The 20,018-nt window shown below is 62.9% G+C and carries 17 protein-coding genes and 2 pseudogenes; 13 read left to right on the top strand and 6 right to left on the bottom strand.

The window, feature by feature from the left end:
• Window positions 1-27 precede the first annotated feature (27 nt).
• The 6 genes and pseudogenes from RBRH_RS17325 to RBRH_RS08845 all read right to left on the bottom strand — a co-directional run.
• A pseudogene (locus tag RBRH_RS17325) lies at window positions 28-428 on the bottom strand (IS66 family transposase); the annotation flags it as partial.
• Window positions 429-513: 85 nt separating this feature from the next.
• Complete coding sequence (gene acnA, locus RBRH_RS08860; protein WP_013435855.1) at window positions 514-3,228, bottom strand: aconitate hydratase AcnA; 2,715 nt, start codon at window positions 3,226-3,228, stop codon at window positions 514-516.
• Between the two features lie 39 nt (window positions 3,229-3,267).
• A complete protein-coding gene (locus RBRH_RS18960) occupies window positions 3,268-3,438 on the bottom strand; it encodes a 2-methylcitrate dehydratase (protein WP_013435854.1) in 171 nt (56 codons plus the stop codon).
• 32 nt (window positions 3,439-3,470) lie between these two features.
• Window positions 3,471-4,043: a hypothetical protein gene (locus tag RBRH_RS08855; RefSeq protein ID WP_013435853.1), complete on the bottom strand. Its 573-nt coding sequence runs from the start codon at window positions 4,041-4,043 to the stop codon at window positions 3,471-3,473.
• A gap of 66 nt (window positions 4,044-4,109) precedes the next feature.
• Entirely contained in the window at window positions 4,110-5,186 is a 1,077-nt protein-coding gene (locus tag RBRH_RS08850; protein ID WP_049786470.1) for an HpcH/HpaI aldolase/citrate lyase family protein, read from the bottom strand.
• Between the two features lie 25 nt (window positions 5,187-5,211).
• Window positions 5,212-6,195: a malate dehydrogenase gene (locus RBRH_RS08845; RefSeq protein WP_041753711.1), complete on the bottom strand. Its 984-nt coding sequence runs from the start codon at window positions 6,193-6,195 to the stop codon at window positions 5,212-5,214.
• 400 nt (window positions 6,196-6,595) lie between these two features.
• On the opposite strand from RBRH_RS08845, the gene RBRH_RS08840 reads away from it, so the two are divergent.
• From RBRH_RS08840 to RBRH_RS08785, 13 genes and pseudogenes are all read left to right on the top strand, one after another.
• Window positions 6,596-7,384: a GntR family transcriptional regulator gene (locus tag RBRH_RS08840; protein ID WP_013435849.1), complete on the top strand. Its 789-nt coding sequence runs from the start codon at window positions 6,596-6,598 to the stop codon at window positions 7,382-7,384.
• Between the two features lie 203 nt (window positions 7,385-7,587).
• Window positions 7,588-7,998 (top strand): succinate dehydrogenase, cytochrome b556 subunit, encoded by a 411-nt coding sequence (gene sdhC, locus RBRH_RS08835; RefSeq protein ID WP_041753710.1) that lies wholly within the window; start codon window positions 7,588-7,590, stop codon window positions 7,996-7,998.
• Window positions 7,999-8,367, top strand: coding sequence for a succinate dehydrogenase, hydrophobic membrane anchor protein (sdhD, locus tag RBRH_RS08830; RefSeq protein ID WP_013435847.1), 369 nt, complete (start codon window positions 7,999-8,001; stop codon window positions 8,365-8,367).
• A 4-nt stretch (window positions 8,368-8,371) separates the two neighbouring features.
• Window positions 8,372-10,147: a succinate dehydrogenase flavoprotein subunit gene (gene sdhA, locus RBRH_RS08825; protein ID WP_013435846.1), complete on the top strand. Its 1,776-nt coding sequence runs from the start codon at window positions 8,372-8,374 to the stop codon at window positions 10,145-10,147.
• A gap of 105 nt (window positions 10,148-10,252) precedes the next feature.
• Window positions 10,253-10,883: pseudogene (locus RBRH_RS08820) on the top strand (succinate dehydrogenase iron-sulfur subunit).
• A 7-nt stretch (window positions 10,884-10,890) separates the two neighbouring features.
• Window positions 10,891-11,160, top strand: a complete 270-nt coding sequence (locus RBRH_RS08815; RefSeq protein WP_013435843.1) for an FAD assembly factor SdhE — start codon at window positions 10,891-10,893, stop codon at window positions 11,158-11,160.
• A 51-nt stretch (window positions 11,161-11,211) separates the two neighbouring features.
• Window positions 11,212-12,513, top strand: coding sequence for a citrate synthase (gltA, locus tag RBRH_RS08810; protein WP_013435842.1), 1,302 nt, complete (start codon window positions 11,212-11,214; stop codon window positions 12,511-12,513).
• Window positions 12,514-12,951: 438 nt separating this feature from the next.
• On the top strand, window positions 12,952-14,361 hold the full coding sequence (gene leuC, locus RBRH_RS08805) for a 3-isopropylmalate dehydratase large subunit (RefSeq protein ID WP_041753709.1): 1,410 nt from the start codon (window positions 12,952-12,954) through the stop codon (window positions 14,359-14,361).
• Between the two features lie 21 nt (window positions 14,362-14,382).
• A complete protein-coding gene (locus tag RBRH_RS17320) occupies window positions 14,383-14,523 on the top strand; it encodes an entericidin A/B family lipoprotein (protein ID WP_013435840.1) in 141 nt (46 codons plus the stop codon).
• A 94-nt stretch (window positions 14,524-14,617) separates the two neighbouring features.
• Window positions 14,618-15,271 (top strand): 3-isopropylmalate dehydratase small subunit, encoded by a 654-nt coding sequence (leuD, locus tag RBRH_RS08800; protein ID WP_041754385.1) that lies wholly within the window; start codon window positions 14,618-14,620, stop codon window positions 15,269-15,271.
• 58 nt (window positions 15,272-15,329) lie between these two features.
• On the top strand, window positions 15,330-16,403 hold the full coding sequence (leuB, locus tag RBRH_RS08795; RefSeq protein WP_041753708.1) for a 3-isopropylmalate dehydrogenase: 1,074 nt from the start codon (window positions 15,330-15,332) through the stop codon (window positions 16,401-16,403).
• 357 nt (window positions 16,404-16,760) lie between these two features.
• Window positions 16,761-17,882: an aspartate-semialdehyde dehydrogenase gene (gene asd, locus RBRH_RS08790; RefSeq protein ID WP_013435837.1), complete on the top strand. Its 1,122-nt coding sequence runs from the start codon at window positions 16,761-16,763 to the stop codon at window positions 17,880-17,882.
• 186 nt (window positions 17,883-18,068) lie between these two features.
• Window positions 18,069-20,015: a hypothetical protein gene (locus RBRH_RS08785; RefSeq protein WP_013435835.1), complete on the top strand. Its 1,947-nt coding sequence runs from the start codon at window positions 18,069-18,071 to the stop codon at window positions 20,013-20,015.
• Window positions 20,016-20,018 lie beyond the last annotated feature (3 nt).

Here is a 20,018-nt window from a genome sequence, read left to right as displayed (position 1 = left end):
GCGAAGACAGGGTTGCCACTTTAAAACATCGGTACTCGCGAAAAGGTAGTGCGCCGGCCGGTAGCCACGCCGCGCAGGGCGCGCTCAACGGGCAGGTTATCGATCTCAAGTCGTTCGTCATCGCAGTAGCGCGTCAGCGTCTTCCAGCGGTTGAGCGCATAGAGAATGGCGCGGCTTGTATCCGATTGACGCGAGAGCGTGGCAAGCATCTGGCTCAGCCAAGTATGAAGCTGATCGAGCAAAGACTTAGCGTGCAACTGGCGATAGGCGCCGCGCTCGTCGGCAGGCTTGCCGCGGATGACTGCTTCGACTTGATAGAGCGCACCGATTCGCTCGAGTGCCTCGGTATTGAAGGCATTCGGCCGTGCGATGTGGAACGCGTAGCGCTGTTGTCTTGCATGAGCCCAACAAGCTGCTTCGAGTACACGAGATGCTCGGGCAGTATAGGTGCGTCACCATCTCGATTTCTCGTTGGGCCGGTGCCGCGCGGTGCGGCACCGGCAGCAGCTCACATCAGGCGGCGAGCAACTGGCGCAGCACGAACGGCAGGATTCCGCCGTGCTTGTAGTAGTCCACTTCGATCGGCGTATCGATACGCAGCAGCACCGGCACCTTCTTCACGCCGTTCTTGCCGCGGATGACCAGCGTGACTTCCTGTTGTGGCTTGAAGTCGTCCGTGAGACCTTCAATGTCGTAGATCTCTTCGCCGGTGATGCCGAGCGACTGCACGCTGTCCTCATTCTCGAATTGCAGCGGCAGCACGCCCATGCCCACCAGGTTCGAACGGTGGATGCGCTCGAAGCTGCGCGCCACGACCGCCTTCACGCCGAGCAAGTACGTGCCCTTGGCCGCCCAGTCGCGCGATGAGCCGGTACCATACTCTTCGCCGGCAAATACGATGGTCGGCGTGCCTTCGGCGATGTACTTTATCGCGGCGTCATAGATCGACGTCTGTTCGCCGCTCGGCTGGTGAATGGTCAGGCCGCCTTCCACCCGCGAGCCGTCTGGCTTGGCCGGAATCATCAGGTTCTTGATCCGCACGTTGGCGAACGTGCCGCGCATCATCACATCGTGGTTGCCGCGCCGCGAGCCGTAGCTGTTGAAGTCGGCCTTCTGCACGCCGTTCTCCTTCAACCAGCGGCCAGCTGGCGAGTCTTCCTTGATCGATCCGGCCGGACTGATGTGGTCGGTTGTGACCGAGTCGCCGAAGATGCCGAGTGCCCGGGCGTTCTTGACCGGCGTGATCGATTTGGCCGGTTGCATCGAGAAGTGCTCGCCGAAGAACGGCGGCTCGGCAATATAGGTCGACTTCGGCCAGTTATAGACTTGGCCCTCGGCGCCCTCGATCTGACTCCACAGATCGCCATTCTTGGTCAACTGCGAGTAATCCTCCTTGAACTTCTTCGCGTCCAACGCGTACTTGAGCAGTTGGTTCACTTCATCGCTGGACGGCCAGATGTCGCCCAGGTAGATGTCGCGGTCGCCCTTACCCTTGCCGACCGGCTCGGTCATCAGATCGCGTGTGATCGTGCCGGCGATTGCGTACGCGACCACCAGCGGCGGCGAGGCGAGGAAGTTCGCGCGGATGTTCGGATGGATCCGCGCCTCAAAGTTACGGTTGCCCGAGAGCACCGCGGCGGCGACCACATCATGCTTGACGATTGCCTCGTTGAGCGGCGCGGTTAGGTCACCGGCGTTGCCGATACAGGTCGTGCAGCCGTACGCCGCGACCGTGAAGCCGAGCTTTTCTAGGTAGGGCAGCAGACCGGTGGCGCTCAAATACTCCGTGACGATCCGCGATCCCGGCGCGAGCGACGTCTTGATGTGCGGGGCTACCGTGAGGCCCGCGTCGACGGCCTTTTTCGCGAGCAGGCCGGCGGCGATTAGCACGCTCGGGTTCGATGTGTTGGTGCACGAGGTGATCGCGGCGATCAGCACGTCGCCGTTCTTCAACTCGACGCCATCGGTGGTCTTGTATACCTTGCCCAGGTCGTCGGCTTTCTTCGCGAAACCGTTTTGCGCGACCGGCAGCGAGAACAGGTCGGCGAACGTGCTCTTCACGTTGCCGATCTCGATCCGGTCCTGTGGACGCTTGGGACCGGCAAGCGATGGCGCGACCGTGCTCAGGTCTAGCGTCAGCGTCTTCGTGTAGTCGATTTGGCCGGCGCTTGGGATGCCATACAGCTCCTGCGCCTTGAAGTAGTTCTCGAACGCGGCGATTTCTTCCTTCGTGCGGCCCGTGCCCTTGAAGTAGTCGATCGTCTTGTTGTCAACCGGGAAGAAGCCCATCGTCGCGCCATATTCCGGCGCCATGTTGCCGATCGTGGCGCGGTCTGGCAGCGTCAGCGACGCGGTACCTTCGCCAAAGAATTCGACGAACTTGCCGACCACCTTCTCCTTGCGCAGCATCTCGGTGATCGTCAGCACCAGGTCCGTCGCGGTCACGCCTTCGCGCAGCCGGCCTTTGAGTTCAACGCCGACCACGTCAGGCGTCAGGAAGTACACCGGCTGGCCGAGCATGCCCGCCTCAGCCTCAATGCCGCCCACGCCCCAGCCGACCACGCCGATGCCGTTGATCATCGTTGTATGGCTGTCAGTGCCCACCAGCGTGTCGGGATAATAGACCGTGTCGCCGTCCACGCTCTTTTTGTGCACGCCACGCGCCAGGTATTCCAGGTTCACCTGGTGCACGATGCCCACGCCCGGTGGCACGACCTTGAACGTGTCGAATGCCTGCATGCCCCATTTCATGAATTGGTAGCGCTCCTTATTGCGCTCGAACTCCAGCTTCATGTTCAGGTCCAGCGCATCCTTTTGCCGGAAGTAGTCGATTTGCACTGAGTGGTCCACAACCAGGTCGACTGGCACCAACGGCTCGATGCGCTTCGGATTCTTGCCGGCGCGCTGCGCGACGCCGCGCATTGCCGCGATGTCGGCCAGCAGCGGCACGCCGGTGAAGTCCTGCAACACGACGCGCGACACGACAAATGGAATCTCGTCGGTGCGCGCGGCGTTGGGTTGCCACTTTGCCAACTGCTTGACGTGCTCCTCGCTGATCTTCTTGCCATCGTAATTGCGCAGCACGGATTCGAGCACGATACGAATCGACACGGGCAGGCGGTCGATCTTGATGCCGAGGGCCTTGCCGAGCTGCGGCAACGAGTAGTACTTACCCTTGCCTGAGCCGCTATCGAATTCCTTGAGCGTTTTGTGGAGATTGTGGGCCATGGTGTTTCCCTTGGGTTGATACGCGTGGGTTCAGTCAAATCACGTACAAATCGACATACTCGTTGACGGGCATCGCCTCGAGGCGGGCCGGATCCAGCGCGCCGTCTCCAGCGCGAGCGCACTGTCGATGCGGTAGTGTTGCACGTAGTCGACGATGTCGACCAGCCCAGCATCCGGTTCAGGTCGCACGTTTGAGATCGGCGGGGACATGGCGGGGGCCCTGATATGCTGCCTGGCGTCGTTCAGTGACCTTGCAACAGGCTCGGACGCTGCTTGAGCGCCTCGGTCTGGATCGGCGCCGGCGCGCCAGCGACCATTTCGGGCGTCTTACATTCGTCGGCCAGTCGAGAGCTGTTCTTATCGGAGAACAGCATCGCCTTAGTCGGGATGACGATCAGATCGAGTCCCGTGGCCGCGTCGTGGAAGCGATCGGCGCCGGTGGTCGTCTGCTCACGCGGCAGCTTGTAATTCTTGCCGGCCCAATGCACGGTGACAATCTGGTCGCGCTTCATGTCGCCACTCAGGAAAAACGCGTTGTTGTCTGCGCAGCGCCATTTTGTTGCGCCTTCCGGCACCAAGTCGGCTATCGTTTTCGCAGCGGCTTTCTTGGCGGTGCGCTTCTTAGATAGTCGATGGCTCGGCTCGGGTTTCTTTGCTCCGGATTGTGTGCCGGATTGGGCGCCAGATCTTGTGCTGGATTGGGCGGATGCGGAGCTGGTGCCGGTTGCGGCGGCCGTGGCGGCGCACGCGTCGGCAGTCACGAATAGCGTGGCGCAGAGCACGCCGATGGCGGCGGCGATAGCGAGTGTCTTCATCTGTATCAATACCTTGAAAATAAGCGGCGACCGGGCGCGCGGGCGGCGCGCGCCGTGGGGCGGACGCTATTCTCGCCTATTCAACAATGGGACCGACATCGGGTTTGTCGTTACGGCGCGATTCGCCGCGGTGGCGTCCGACCCAGTGTTCTCAGCAGGCGTGAACCAGACGGCGACGTCGCGCGCAAGCGGCCGACCGACCGCCTTCGCACGGCGAAGCACGCACCAGTAATAGCGGTAGCTCGCGCGGTCGTGCAGCGTGTCGCGGTGGCGAATGGGCCCCCATTGCGCCTGCTGTGCGGCAAGCAGGATGTCGGTGGCCAGCGCCAATTCGTCGTCGCGCGGGGCGAAGGCGGCGACGATCGGCTCGATTTGCGCCGGATGGATGCTCCACATCCGCGTGTACCCGAACTCGTCGCGGGCCCGCGCGGCATCGTGCGCGACGCGTTGCACGTCGCGCACGTCGGTCGTCACGTTATGCGACGGCACCTTGCCGTGCGCATGGCAGGCCGCGGCGATCTCGAGTTTGGCGCGGCGCACCAGCGGATGGTCGAATTGCCCCGGCGAGCGCATCGCGGCGTCAGCAATCGCGCCGTGATGTGCGGAGACGAAATCCATCAGGCCAAACGACAGCGATTGCACGGCGGGCAGCGCGGCCAGTGAAAATACCGAGTCGAGCGCGGCATGCGTCTCGATGAGCAAATGAACCGGGATGGGGGCGTGCAGACCGGTCTCACGGCGCACCGCGTCGATGAATGCGCACTGCTCGGCCGCCTCGTGCAGCCCACGCACCTTCGGCAACATGATGTACGCGGGCGGGCACCGTGGCGCATGCAGCACGATGCGCACGTCGTCGCGCCAATGCGGATGATCGTACGCATGGATGCGCACGCCAACGCGGCCAAAGCGGTTGCCCTCGCCGTGCAATAGCGAGGCGACCAGCGCCGCGTGTTCGGCCTCGCGCCCGACCTGCGCGCCGTCCTCACAATCGAGCGTGATGTCGAACACCGGCCCGAGCCGTTGCTGCAGCTCGAGCGACTTGCGCATCAGCTTCTCGCTGCCCGCGTAGTGATCGCACGCGGGCAGCAGGGCAGGCGGCGTTTCGCCGTCGAACAGGACATCGGCAGGCGTCAAGGCGTGCATCGTCGGCGTGAAGCGCGTGCCGGGCTCAGCCGAGCAGGTGCTGCACGCCGTCACGCTCCTCAAGCAACTCGTTGAGCGTGGCGTCCATCTTCTCGCGCGAGAAAGCATCGATCTCCAGACCCTCGACGCGCTTGTACCCGCCGTTCTCGGTGATCACCGGCACGCCATAGATGATGTCTTCCGGGATGCCGTACGAGCCGTCGGACGGCACGCCCATCGTGACCCACTTGCCGTTGGAGCCGAGCACCCAGTCGTGCACGTGATCGATTGCCGCATTGGCCGCGGACGCGGCTGACGACAGTCCGCGGGCCTCGATAATCGCCGCGCCGCGCTTGCCCACCGTCGGGATGAACACGTTGCGGTTCCATTCGTCATCGTTGATCAGCTGGGTCAGTGACTGGCCCTCAGCCGTCGCGAAGCGGAAATCCGGGTACATCGTCGGCGAGTGGTTGCCCCATACCACGAGCTTCTCGATCGAGGCGACCGGCTTGCCGGCCTTGGCGGCCAGTTGCGACAGCGCGCGGTTGTGATCCAAGCGCAGCATCGAGGTGAAGTTCTTCTTGGGCAAGTCCGGCGCCGACTTCATCGCGATATAGGCGTTAGTGTTGGCTGGGTTGCCGACCACCAGCACCTTCACGTCGCGGCTGGCGACCTCATTAAGCGCGCGGCCCTGCACCGTGAAGATTTCGGCGTTGGCCGACAGCAGGTCCTTGCGCTCCATGCCCTTGGAGCGGGGGCGGGCACCGACCAGCAGCGCAACGTCGGCATCCTTGAATGCCACTTTCGGATCGTCAGTGACGACCACGCCGGACAGCAGCGGGAAAGCGCAGTCCTCAAGCTCCATCACCACGCCCTTGACGGCGGCTTGTGCCTGCGGCAGGTCGAGCAGTTGCAGGATGACGGGTTGGTCCTTGCCAAGTAGATCGCCATTGGCGATGCGAAATAGCAGCGAATAACCAATTTGACCTGCGGCGCCGGTGACGGCAACGCGCTGAGCGGGCTTAGCCATTGATAAATCTCCAGGACGAGACGTTGAACGCAACAAAGAACGCCATTTTAAGCGCGCCGCGTGGCTCTTTGCAGCATGCTCGAGCTGACATTCGTCGCGCGTCGGTGAAGCGCGGTCTCGTTTGGCCGCATGGGCGAGTCACCTGAGGGGATGCGGTACTCGCGCACGCGGCTAAACGGGGCGTGCCGGTAAATTTCGGTCGTTCAGCATTGCGTGGCATATCACGCTAGATCGACACGCGATACGCCACGCAGCAAGGCAACGCCGCGAAGCATTGCATAGCAAAGCAGTTTAGGAGCCGAAGGGGGTAAAGTCAACCATATCTTATGTCTTATATAAGACAGATGAATAGGGTGAAAAAAGATGGACGGTGCGGCGACCTTCATGATGAAATAGCGCCATGAATTCGAACCACGCGAGCCCGGGCAACACGACGAACGGCACCGAGCGCGGCCCGGCCGCGGGTGTGCCGTCGCCCACGTTCAGCCCGCTTTATCAACAGATCAAGGCGCTGATCACGCAGAGCCTGGAGTCGGGCGAGTGGAAGCCAGGCGAGATGATTCCGAGTGAGGTGGAGCTGGCCGCGCGCTACAGGGTTAGCCAGGGCACCGTGCGCAAGGCGATCGACGAGCTGGCCGCCGACAACCTGCTGGTGCGCCGCCAGGGTAAGGGCACGTTCGTGGCGACCCATAACGAGGACCGCGTGCAGTTCCGGTTCCTGCGGCTGCTGCCCGACCAGGGCGAGCTGCAGCCGCACGAAAGCCGCCTGTTGGAGGTACGTCGCTTGCGCGCACCGGCGGAGATCGCACGGCAGCTGGAACTTAAGCCCGCGGACTCGGTGGTGCTGGTCAAGCGCGTGCTCGAGTTCGAGGCCAAGCCGACGGTGCTCGATGAGATCTGGCTGCCCGGTGCGATGTTTCGCGGGCTCACGCTGGAGCGGCTGTCCGAATACAAGGGGCCGCTGTATGCGATGTTCGAGACGGAGTTCGGCACGCGGATGATCCGCGCTTCCGAAAAGATCCGCGCGGTGGCCGCCGACGCGGCAGTGGCCACGCTGCTGAGGGTCGCGCCCGATTATCCGCTGCTGTCGGTCGATCGCGTGTCGTACACGTACGGTGATCGACCGGTCGAGGTGCGGCGGGGCTGGTACGTGACGGCCGGATACCATTACCAAAACGATTTGAGCTGACAGAAAAAGACGATGGCATCGACGCGCGGCCGCCCGGTCTAGCGCCCGCCGCATACGTGGCGCAATGCCTATTGTTGCGCATCTGGCAAAGCAATCTTGCAACGCTGGCGCCCGGGGCAACACCGGGGCAACATTGTTGCAATGCATCGCGAAAAGAAAAGGCGTTAAAATTATGGGTTAGTGTCTCAACTTGGGGTCTAGCAATGGCTGAAGCCGTAAAAAAACCAAGACCGGAGTACCGGAACATCAGTATCGGCCAGATACTGAGATACCGGCTACCGCTCGCGGGCCGTGTATCCATCTTGCATCGTGTCAGCGGTGCGCTGCTGTTCCTGCTGCTGCCTTTCTCGCTGTACCTGCTTGAGCAGAGCTTGACTTCGGAGCTCAGCTTTGCGTCCCTGAAAGCCTTCTTTTCCTATCCTCTGGTCAAACTGATTGTGCTCGTGCTGTCGTGGGCGTACCTGTTCCACTTCTGTGCTGGGCTGCGCCACCTGCTGCTGGACACGCACCGTGCGGTCACGAAGCAGGGCGGCAAGCAAACGTCGATCGTCGTGTTCGTGGTGTCGTCGGTGCTCACGATTGCCGTCGCGCTCAAACTGTTCGGAGTGTTTTAAATGGCAGCGAATCACCGCATTGGTTCGAAGCGCTTGGTCGTCGGCGCTCACTATGGGCTGCGCGACTGGATCGCGCAGCGCGCAACCGCAATGATCATGGCGATCTACACGGTCATCCTGCTCGTTTGGTTCTTCTTGGCCGGCAACTTCTCGTATGACGGCTGGGCGGCGATCTTTTCGATCCAATGGATGAAGCTCGCGACGTTCGTCACGCTGCTCGCGCTCTTTTATCACGCCTGGGTCGGCGTGCGCGACATCTGGATGGACTACGTGAAGCCGGTCGGCGTGCGGCTCGTGCTGCAGGTGCTGACGATTGTCTGGCTCGTCGCGTGCACGGGCTACGCCGCACAGATTCTCTGGAGAGTTTAAAAGCATGGTTGCAATCAAGAATTCGCTGCCGCGTCGCAAGTTCGACGTGGTGATCGTCGGCGCGGGCGGCTCCGGGATGCGCGCGTCGCTGCAACTGGCGAAGGCTGGCCTGTCGGTGGCCGTGCTCTCCAAAGTGTTCCCGACCCGCTCGCACACGGTGGCCGCGCAAGGCGGCATCGGCGCATCGCTGGGCAACATGAGCGAGGACAACTGGCACTACCACTTCTATGACACGATCAAGGGCTCGGACTGGCTTGGCGACCAGGACGCGATCGAGTTCATGTGCCGCGAGGCGACGAACGCGGTCTACGAGCTTGAGCACTTTGGCATGCCGTTCGACCGCAATCCGGACGGCACGATTTATCAGCGCCCATTCGGTGGCCATACCGCGAACTATGGCGAGAAGCCGGTGCAGCGCGCTTGCGCGGCTGCGGACCGCACCGGCCACGCGCTGCTGCATACGTTGTACCAGCAGAATGTGAAGGCCAAGACACACTTCTTCGTCGAATGGATGGCGCTGGACCTGATCCGCGATGCCGAAGGCGACGTGCTCGGCGTGACTGCGCTCGAGATGGAAACCGGTGACGTCTACATTCTCGAGGGCAAGTGCACGCTGTTCGCGACCGGCGGGGCCGGGCGCATCTTCAATGCGTCGACGAACGCGTTCATCAATACCGGCGACGGTCTTGGGATGGCCGCGCGCGCGGGCATCGCGCTGCAGGACATGGAATTCTGGCAGTTCCACCCGACCGGCGTTGCGGGCGCCGGCGTGCTGATCACCGAAGGGGTGCGCGGCGAGGGCGGCATTCTGCGCAACGCAAACGGTGAGCGCTTCATGGAGCGCTACGCGCCGACGCTGAAGGACCTGGCGCCCCGCGATTTTGTGTCGCGCTCGATGGATCAGGAAATCAAGGAAGGACGCGGCTGTGGTCCGAACAAGGACTACGTGCTGCTGGACCTGTCGCATATCGGCGCGGAAACGATCATGAAGCGCCTGCCGTCGATTCGCGAGATCGCGCTGAAGTTCGCGAACGTCGATGCGATCAAGGAGCCGATTCCGGTGGTGCCGACGATCCATTACCAGATGGGCGGTATCCCGACCAATCTCCATGGCCAGGTCGTTGGCACGCCGAAGGGCCACAAGGAGCCGGTCAACGGCTTCTATGCGGTCGGCGAATGCTCGTGCGTATCGGTCCACGGCGCGAACCGGCTCGGCACGAACTCGTTGCTGGACCTCGTGGTGTTCGGCCGCGCAGCGGGCAATCACATCATCCAGCACGTGAAGGACGTGAAGGAGCATAAGCCGCTGCCGGCCGATGCGGCCGATTTTGCGTTGTCGCGGCTGGCCAAGCTCGATGCGTCCACGTCGGGCGAGTACACGCAGGCGGTGGCGGCGGACATCCGCAAGACGATGCAGGCGCATGCGGGTGTGTTCCGCACGTCCAAGCTGCTTGCTGAAGGTGTCGTGAAGATCCGTGAAGTGTGCGCGCGCGCTGGCGACGTGCATCTGAAGGACAAGTCGAAAGTGTTCAATACTGCGCGCGTCGAAGCGCTTGAGTTGGCCAACCTGACCGAAGTTGCCCGTGCGACGATGGTGTCGGCTGAGGCGCGCAAGGAAAGCCGCGGCGCGCACGCGCAGAGTGACTACGAGCACCGCGACGATGAAAACTGGCTGCGCCATACGCTGTGGTTCAGCGAAGGCGACCGTCTGGACTACAAGCCGGTCCACATGAAGCCGTTGACGGTCGACCCGGTCCCCCCGAAGCCGCGGACCTTTTGAGCGACGCGCAGCAAGTCAAAGGAAACGAACATGGCAAAACGTATTTTTGAAATTTACCGCTACGATCCGGATAAGGACGCCGCGCCGCGCATGCAGACGTACGAGATCGAGCTCGACTCGCATGACCGGATGCTGCTCGACGCGCTGGTCAAGCTCAAGGCCGTCGACGAGACGATCTCGTTCCGCCGCTCGTGTCGCGAAGGCGTGTGTGGTTCGGATGCGATGAACATCAACGGCAAGAACGGGCTGGCGTGCCTGACGAACCTGAACGATCTGCCGCATAAGATCGTGCTGCGTCCGTTGCCGGGGCTGCCGGTGGTGCGCGACCTGATTTGCGACTTCACGCAGTTCTTCAACCAGTATCACTCGATCAAGCCGTACCTGAATCAACGACACGCCGCCGCCGGAGAAGGAGCGGTTGCAGTCGCCTGAGGAGCGTGACGAGCTTGACGGCCTGTACGAGTGCATCCTGTGCGCGAGCTGCTCGACGTCTTGCCCCAGCTTTTGGTGGAACCCGGACAAGTTCGTCGGCCCGGCGGGCTTGTTGCAAGCGTACCGATTCATCGCCGATAGTCGTGATCAGGCGACCGGCGAGCGGCTAGACAACCTGGAAGACCCGTATCGTCTGTTCCGTTGCCACACGATCATGAACTGCGTCGATGTGTGCCCGAAGGGGCTCAATCCGACGAAGGCGATCGGCAAGATCAAGGAACTGATGGTGCGCCGGGCGGTTTGAGGCTGACGTGTCATCCTCTCATCAGTCCGACCCTACTCGTCGCGCGCGGCTGCGCTGGCGCGCGCGACGCGGCCTGCTGGAAAACGATCTGATTTTCGAGCGTTTTTTCAGCCGATATGAACATGAACTCAGCGATGCGGACGTTGGCGCGCTTACGCAACTGCTGGAGCTATCCGACAACGAGCTGATGGACCTATTGCTCTCGCGCAGCGAACCCGCTGCACCCCTTGCGACACCCGATGTGGCGCGCGTACTGGGTTGGCTGCGCACGGTGTGATTCGTGCGTCATATCGCAAATTGTTTCCTATACCACGATTGAGGATGTGCCATGACCCCGTCAGACGTTAAAGCCACGCTATCGTTCAGCGACAATTCGCCGAGTGTCGAACTGCCGATCTACAAGGGCACGATGGGGCCCGATGCGATCGACATCCGCAAGCTGTACGGCCAGACCGGCAAATTCACGTATGACCCGGGGTTCATGTCCACTGCGTCGTGCAACTCCTCGATCACCTACATCGATGGCGACAAGGGTGAGCTGCTGTACCGCGGCTATCCGATCGACGAGCTGGCGCAGAATGCAGACTTCCTCGAGACTTGTTATGTGCTGCTCAAGGGCGATTTGCCGAACAAACAGCAGAAGAAGGAATTTGTCGACACCGTGGCCAAGCACACGATGGTCCACGAGCAGATGCAGTTCTTCTTCCGAGGCTTTCGCCGTGATGCGCATCCGATGGCTATCCTGACGGCGGCGGTTGGTGCGCTGTCGGCGTTCTACCACGATTCGCTGAACATCAACGATCCGCGTCATCGTGACGTATCGGCGATCCGGATGATCGCGAAGCTGCCGACGCTCGTTGCGATGGCCTACAAGTACAGCATCGGTCAGCCGTTCGTCTATCCGCGTAATGACCTGTCGTACAGCGCGAACTTCATGCGCATGATGTTCGCGAACCCGTGCGAGGAATATGTGATCAACGACGTGCTGGTGCGCGCGCTCGACCGCATTCTAATCCTGCACGCGGACCATGAGCAAAACGCATCGACGTCGACCGTGCGGCTGGCCGGCTCGTCCGGCGCGAACCCGTTCGCGTGTATCGCCGCCGGTATTGCGTGTCTGTGGGGGCCGGCACACGGCGGCGCCAATGAGGCGGCGCTGAACATGCTCGAGGAAATCGGCTCGTCGGATAGGATTCCCGAGTTCATCAAGCAAGTCAAGGATAAGAACTCCGGCGTCAAGCTGATGGGGTTTGGCCATCGCGTGTACAAGAACTACGATCCGCGCGCGAAGCTAATGCGCGAGACGTGCCACGAAGTGCTCAACGAGCTTGGTTTGCACGACGATCCGCTGTTTAAGTTGGCAATGGAGCTGGAGAAAATCGCACTCGAGGACGAGTATTTCGTCTCGCGCAAGCTGTATCCGAACGTGGACTTCTATTCCGGCATCGTGCAGCGCGCGCTCGGTATTCCGACGTCGATGTTCACATGTGTTTTCGCGATGGCCCGCACGGTAGGCTGGATCGCGCAGTGGAGCGAGATGATCTCGGAGCCGGAGCAAAAAATCGGTCGTCCGCGTCAATTGTTCATCGGTCATACGCCGCGCGAGGCCAAGCCGATCGACAAACGGTAAGAGCAGATCTGTGCGTTGCGTCCGTCAGAGTCGGCGGCACGCGGCGCGCCGCCGGCGGTCTGTATGAACCAGCAGTCTGGTGTGAATCGGCAGTTTGCGGAACTACCGGTCTGCGTGAACCGACCGTCAACGTCGATTAGGCCAAGGACAGAGCGGGCCAGAGATGCCGGGCAGGCGTCTCTGGCCCGTATGCTTTTCCCGCGCTGGGCGCACGGGACAGCGCACGAGACACGCTGTTCGGGTGTGCCAATGATGCTGGCAGTATTTATCCAGGTATTGCGAATACCACCATAACTCTATGTTTTTAATAGAGTTTTTTATCAATTGGGTAGCGAATCGCCCCGTGCTGCTGGCATAATCGGTGCGTGGACCAACGCAACATCGACCTACGGTGTCCCTTCAATACCACGGTCCAGCACTGACCCGAGACTGAACGCCATGCCCCAGACCCTGTATGACAAACTGTGGGATTCGCACGTCGTCCATACCGAGGAAGACGGCACCACGCTGCTCTATATCGACCGGCACCTGTTGCACGAGGTGACTTCGCCACAGGCATTCGAAGGCCTAAAGCTCGCGCAGCGACCGGTGTGGCGCATCAGCGCGAACCTGGCGGTGTCGGACCACAACGTGCCGACCACCGACCGCAGCCACGGCATCGTCGATCCAGTGTCCAAGCTGCAGGTCGATACGCTGGACGCCAACTGTGACGCCTATGGCATCACGCAATTTAAGATGAACGACCAGCGGCAGGGCATCGTTCACATCATTGGCCCGGAGCAGGGCGCGACGTTGCCCGGCATGACGATCGTGTGCGGCGATTCCCACACGTCGACGCACGGCGCGTTTGGCGCGCTCGCGCACGGCATCGGCACGTCCGAGGTCGAGCACGTGCTCGCCACGCAGACGTTGTTGCAGAAAAAAAGCAAGAACATGTTGATCCAAGTCGATGGCGTGTTGCCGCGCGGATGCACGGCCAAAGACATCGTACTTGCGATCATCGGGCGCATCGGCACGGCGGGCGGCACTGGTTACGCGATTGAATTTGGCGGCTCGACGATCCGTGCGCTGTCGATGGAAGGTCGCATGACCGTGTGCAACATGGCCATCGAGGCCGGCGCGCGTGCTGGGATGGTGGCGGTCGATGACACAACAATCGACTATCTGCGCGAGCGGCCGTTCTCGCCGAAGGGGGCCGAGTTCGAGCAGGCCGCGCAGTATTGGCGCACGTTCCGCTCCGATGAAGGCGCGTACTTCGAGCGCGTCGTCGAACTGGATGCCGCGCAGATCGTGCCGCAAGTGACATGGGGTACGTCGCCGGAGATGGTCACCTCGATCGACGCACGGGTGCCGGACCCGGGGCGTGAGAAGGATCCGGTCAAGCGCGATGCGATGGAGCGTGCGCTCCAGTACATGGCGTTGGAGCCCGATACGCCGATTCAGGCGATCCAGCCCGACAAGGTCTTCATCGGCTCCTGCACGAATGCGCGGATCGAGGATCTGCGCGCGGCCGCGCACATGGTGCGCCAGCTCGGGCGGCGCATTGCGCCAAACATCCGGCTGGCACTGGTCGTGCCGGGCTCCGGGCTCGTGAAGGCGCAGGCCGAACGCGAGGGGCTCGACAAGGTATTCAAGGACGCCGGGTTCGAATGGCGCGAGCCGGGGTGCTCGATGTGCCTGGCGATGAACGCGGACCGGCTCGAGCCGGGCGAGCGCTGCGCATCGACGTCGAATCGCAATTTCGAGGGGCGACAGGGCAACGGTGGACGCACGCACCTGGTCAGCCCGGCGATGGCGGCTGCGGCGGCCATCGAAGGTCATTTTGTCGACGTACGTCGTTTGGCCTGACGCGACGGGGCAAGCATAAGAATGAAGCGCGTATTCATCGGGTGGCTCGCAGTGACCGCGGTGGTGCTGGGCTGTGCCGCGATCGCCGGATGCAACACCGTGTCGGGTTTCGGGCAGGACATGCGCGAGGCCGGTGCGGCGATCAAGAAGGCCGCGCAGTAACGCGGGTCTCGCTGCAGGTCACGGGTTGCGCACACGGCCCGCGACGGCGGGCCCGACCGGGTCCGATCAGGACTCGATCACGTTCGAGGAAGTCATGGAAAAATTTGTCGTTCATACCGGTATCGTCGCACCGCTCGATCGCGAGAATGTCGACACCGATGCCATCATTCCGAAGCAGTTCCTGAAGTCAATCAAGCGTACGGGCTTCGGACCCAATCTGTTTGACGAGTGGCGCTACCTGGACCATGGGGAGCCGGGCCAGGATTGCTCGACGCGGCCGCTGAACCCGGATTTCGTGCTGAACCAGCCGCGCTACCAGGGCGCCTCGATCCTGCTTGCCCGCCAGAACTTCGGCTGCGGTAGCTCACGCGAGCATGCGCCGTGGGCATTGCAGCAGTATGGCTTCCGGGCGATCATCGCGCCCAGCTTTGCAGACATCTTCTTCAACAACTGCTTCAAGAACGGCTTGCTGCCGATCGTGTTGCGCGGCGCCGATGTGCACCGACTGTTCAACGACACGGCCGCATTCAACGGCTTCCAGCTGACGATCGACCTGGAGCAGCAGCAGGTGCGCACCGTGGATGGCGCCCACGCGTTCGAATTCGACATCGCGCCGTTTCGCAAATACTGTCTGCTCAACGGGTTCGACGACATCGGTCTGACGTTGCGCCATGCCGAGCGGATTCGTCAGTTCGAGGCCGAGCGGCTGGCCCGTCAACCGTGGCTGAACAATCGTCTCGTCGGTTGAGGCGGCGCGCATTGCCGCGCGTCGCGCCTTTCGATTCAATGTTTTTGGAATGGAACGTATGAAGATTGCCGTGTTGCCGGGCGACGGGATTGGCCCGGAAATCGTCACCGAGGCGGTAAAAGTCCTGAATGCGCTCGACGAGCGCTTTGAACTGGAGCAGGCACCGGTCGGGGGCGCCGGCTACGAGGCAAGCGGGCATCCGTTGCCGGACGCCACGCTGGCGCTGGCCAGGCACGCAGACGCGATTTTATTCGGCGCGGTCGGCGATTGGAAATACGACCAGCTCGAGCGCGCGTTGCGCCCGGAGCAGGCGATCCTTGGCTTGCGTAAGCACTTGCAGTTGTTTGCGAACTTTCGCCCGGCGATCTGCTATCCAGAGTTGACCGGCGCGTCATCGCTGAAGCCGGAGATCGTGTCCGGACTGGACATCCTGATCGTGCGCGAACTGAACGGCGACATCTACTTCGGCCAGCCGCGCGGCTTGCGCGACGCGCCGGACGGCCCGTTCCACGGTAGCCGCGAGGGTTTCGACACGATGCGCTATGCGGAGCCGGAGGTGCGACGGATCGCGCACGTGGCCTTCCAAGCCGCGCAAAAGCGCGCGAAGCGGTTGACTTCGGTCGATAAAGCCAACGTACTGGAAACGTCGCAACTGTGGAAGGACGTCATAATCGACGTGGCGCGCGACTATCCGGATGTCGAACTATCGCATATGTATGTCGACAACGCGGCGATGCAACTGGTGAAGGCGCCCAAAGCATTTGACGTGGTCGTCACGGGCAACATGTTCGGCGATATCCTATCCGACGAAGCGGCGATGCTGACTGGCTCGATCGGGATGCTGCCCTCCGCGTCGCTCGACGTGAACAACAAGGGCCTGTATGAGCCGTCGCACGGCTCGGCGCCGGATATCGCGGGTAAGGGCGTGGCTAATCCGCTCGCGACGATTCTATCGGCTGCGATGATGTTGCGCTACTCGCTTGGACGCGCCGAACAGGCGGACCGGATCGAGAACGCGGTCAAGCGTGTGCTCGCGCAAGGCTATCGCACGCCGGACATCGTTACGCCGGGCTGCAAGCAAGTCGGCACGCGCGAAATGGGTGATGCGGTCATCGCGGCGCTGGCACGCTGACGCCGCCCAGGCGATTTGTCCGAGGGGGTGCAAGTGGCTGAATCGGTTCGCTTTTTGAGTCGGTTTGGCGCCATCGCGCTACGATTTCGTGTACACTGCGCAACATGATGCAAGCCCCCCGTTCCACGAGCCTGGTTGCTGCGATTGTCGGTGACGATCGCGGCGCGCGTTCGCGCGAGCGGAAATGGACGGCCGTGCGCGTTCTCGCGGCGCATCGCACGCCGCCTATTGGCACGACGATGATTCGTACCCGCAAAACGATCAAAACTTGATCGTGTCCAGTCGTGTCCGCCTCATCTTCCCCGCGCGGCCACACTGGGGACAGATGCGGGGAAGAACCGATCCCAAAGGTAAGTCATGAACGTAGGTCTCGTTGGTTGGCGCGGCATGGTCGGCAGCGTCCTGATGCAGCGCATGCAACAGGAGCGCGATTTCGACCTGATAGAACCGGTCTTCTTTAGTACCAGCAATGCGGGCGGTGCGGCGCCGGCATTCGCGAACACGGACACGAAGCTCAAGGACGCGTTCGCTATCGACGAGCTAAAGCGCTGCGACGCGATCATCACGTGCCAGGGTGGTGATTATACGAACGACGTCTATCCGAAGCTGCGCGCAGCCGGCTGGGAGGGCTACTGGATCGACGCGGCCTCCGCGCTGCGGATGAAGGACGATGCGGTGATCATCCTGGATCCGGTCAATCTCGACGTGATCCGTGATTCGCTGGTGCGTGGCGGGCGCGATTTCATCGGCGGGAATTGCACCGTGAGCTTGATGCTCATGGCGCTGGGCGGATTGTTCCAGCACGACCTGGTTGACTGGCTGACCGCGATGACGTATCAGGCCGCGTCCGGGGCCGGCGCACAAAACATGCGCGAGCTTTTGTCGCAGATGGGGACGCTACATGGCGCGGTTGAGCCGCAACTGACCGATCCCGCGTCGTCCATCCTAGACATCGACCGCCGCGTGTTGTCCGCAATGAACAGTGACGCGATGCCGACGCAGCATTTCGGCGTGCCGCTGGCCGGTTCGCTGATTCCATGGATCGACAAGGACCTGGGCAACGGCATGTCGAAGGAAGAATGGAAGGGCGGTGCCGAGACGAACAAGATCCTCGGCCGTCCAGCCGTCGGCGAGCCGGGGTCGATCCCGGTCGACGGATTGTGCGTGCGCATCGGTGCAATGCGTTGCCATTCGCAGGCATTGACGATCAAGCTGAAGCAGGACGTGCCGCTCGACGAGATCCATCAGATGCTGGCGACGGCGAACGATTGGGTGAAGGTTGTGCCGAACGCGCGCGACGCGTCGATGCACGCGCTATCGCCGGCCAACGTGACCGGCACGCTGTCGGTGCCGGTCGGCCGGTTGCGCAAGCTCGCGATGGGCGGCGAATACCTATCGGCATTCACGGTCGGCGACCAGTTGCTGTGGGGCGCTGCCGAACCGCTGCGCCGGATGTTGCGCATTTTGCTTGAACATTGATCTGCCAGCGGGCAACGCGCGCGCCCGTGCGCGCGAAAGACAAGGGCGTTGCGCGCTGCGTGGCGCCTTTTTCGTTTTAAGATGCGGCTTTTGTGATCGAAAGCCAACTAGAATCGGCGCCGGCGTGCGGCACAGGCCAACGGCGGCGCCCAGGTTAGCACGCATCGTGGCGATGTAGGAGTATTAATGAGGGTTCGAGCATGGGGCGCGCGCGTGGGCGCCGTGGCGGTGACGGCAATGATTACGGTGTCGTCGCCGGGCGCGGCGGCAGCCGGAACGAATACCGGCGCGGCCGGCACGGCCGGCGCATCGGTTGCCGATAGCGCAGGCTCCAATCGTTTTGTCGTCAAGCCCGGCCAATCGCTAAACGACATAGCCAGTGCGGTGATCCAGTCCAACGACCGGGCGATGCGTGACAGGATGGTGGCACTGCTGTTCAAGGCCAATCCCGGCGCGTTTATGGGGCGCGATCCGGACCGCTTGAAGATCGGTGCGGTGATCCAGGTACCCGACGGCGCGATCCAGCGCGCGCCGCAACCTTCGAATACTGCGACGGGGATGAGCGGCGCACCATTGCCGACGCTCGCGTCCCACGCCGCGGCGCTGGACAGTGCCGCGCCGGGCATTGCCACGTCGGGTGGCGTCGCGTCCTCGGGTGCCTCCGTTGGCGTCACCTTGGGTGTCACCTCTGGCGCGTCCACGCCGTCTGCGCCGCAAGCCGAGGGGGTGCCGGTACATCAAGCGAGCACGCCGGCGACCGCGGGCGTGGCAGCCATTGTGCCGGAGTCAGGCTCGGTTGCATTGGCGTCGCCGTCCGCGTCCGCGGCGTGGGTGGTCTCGACAACTGCTGTGGCGGCGAGCCAGGGTACGGCTCGCGCGTCGGCCCGCACGGGGGCTTCGCCACGTCTGTCGCCAACGATCGCGGCGGGTGCCGCTGCACTAGCGTTCCTGCTGGTGGGATTGCTGATCGCGCTGGTGCGACGACGGCAGCGCGCGGCAGCTACTGGCAATATGGGTGGTGCACAGGGCGTTGGCCCACGCGAGGAGACTCGAGCGGGCGCGGCTCGTGCGCCGGATGGCGGCTTGCCGCATCGTGCCTCTGCAATGCGAACCGGGTCTAAATCGTCTGACGGTACGGTACCCCATGCCGGCGATGAGGCGTTGCAAGCTGCCGTCGTCGGCACGGCGGCTACGGGTGTCGCCGTGGCGGCCATGGGCGTCGCGGCGACGGCGGTGGCTGCCGCGGTGACGCGCGATGCCGGTCGGGGGGGGGATGCCACGTCGGATGCTGAGCCGCCGGTGGTTAGCCGCTCGTCGGACGCCATTGACAGCGAGCGGGCGCAGGAGCGGGCGCACGTCGTGCCCGTCGCACACGAGGACGTGGGGGAGCGCGACGACGAATCGCTGCTGGCCAGTCACCGTGGGGGCGACAAGGCACAGGCATCCGATCGTCTGGACGCCGGACAGACGCATGCCGCCGACACGGCGCGTGAAGGCCCGACCGTTGAGGCTGGCGAAGCCGGTCTGCGGTCCGGGACCGTTTCGACCGCCGGAGCGCACGACGCATTGTCGCGCGGCGACATGGTCGAGCACGATCCGGACGCTGCGTCGCCGTCATCGCATGCTGTTTTAGACGCCTTCGCAGCCGAATCGCCGGCCGTCACCGCAACGCACGCCGGCGAGCGGCACACGCCGCTGGCGCCCGACTTTCCGGCACACGCCGCTGCCGCGCTGGCATCGCTGGAGCTATCGCTGCCGCCGCTGCCGTCCACGACGTCGAGCGTGTACGATGCGGCGATTGCCGATGCGCAGATCGCCGCCGTCGAGCGCGACGCGCCGATGGCCCCGCCACCCTCCGTTGCGCCGCCGCCCCGCTTCGGTGCCGCCCATTTCGGCGCATTGAACCTCGATTTTGACCTTGATTTGCCGCCGCTGGCCGCGCAACCGTCCGTCGCGCTGGCGCCGGACGAACTCGCCGCGATCGCCCGACACAAGCTCAATCTGGCCGTCGAATCCATGAAGTTGGGCGATACGGCGGGTGCACGCGCATTGGTCAGCGAAGTCATCGCGTCGAACGATCCGACGACGCTGGAAAAGGCGCGGGCGCTGCACGCCGCGCTTGCGCCGCTTTGAGCA

This window comes from Mycetohabitans rhizoxinica HKI 454, assembly GCF_000198775.1.
Classification (GTDB): Bacteria; Pseudomonadota; Gammaproteobacteria; order Burkholderiales; family Burkholderiaceae; genus Mycetohabitans; species Mycetohabitans rhizoxinica.
This window is presented reverse-complemented; position numbering and strand designations above follow the sequence as displayed.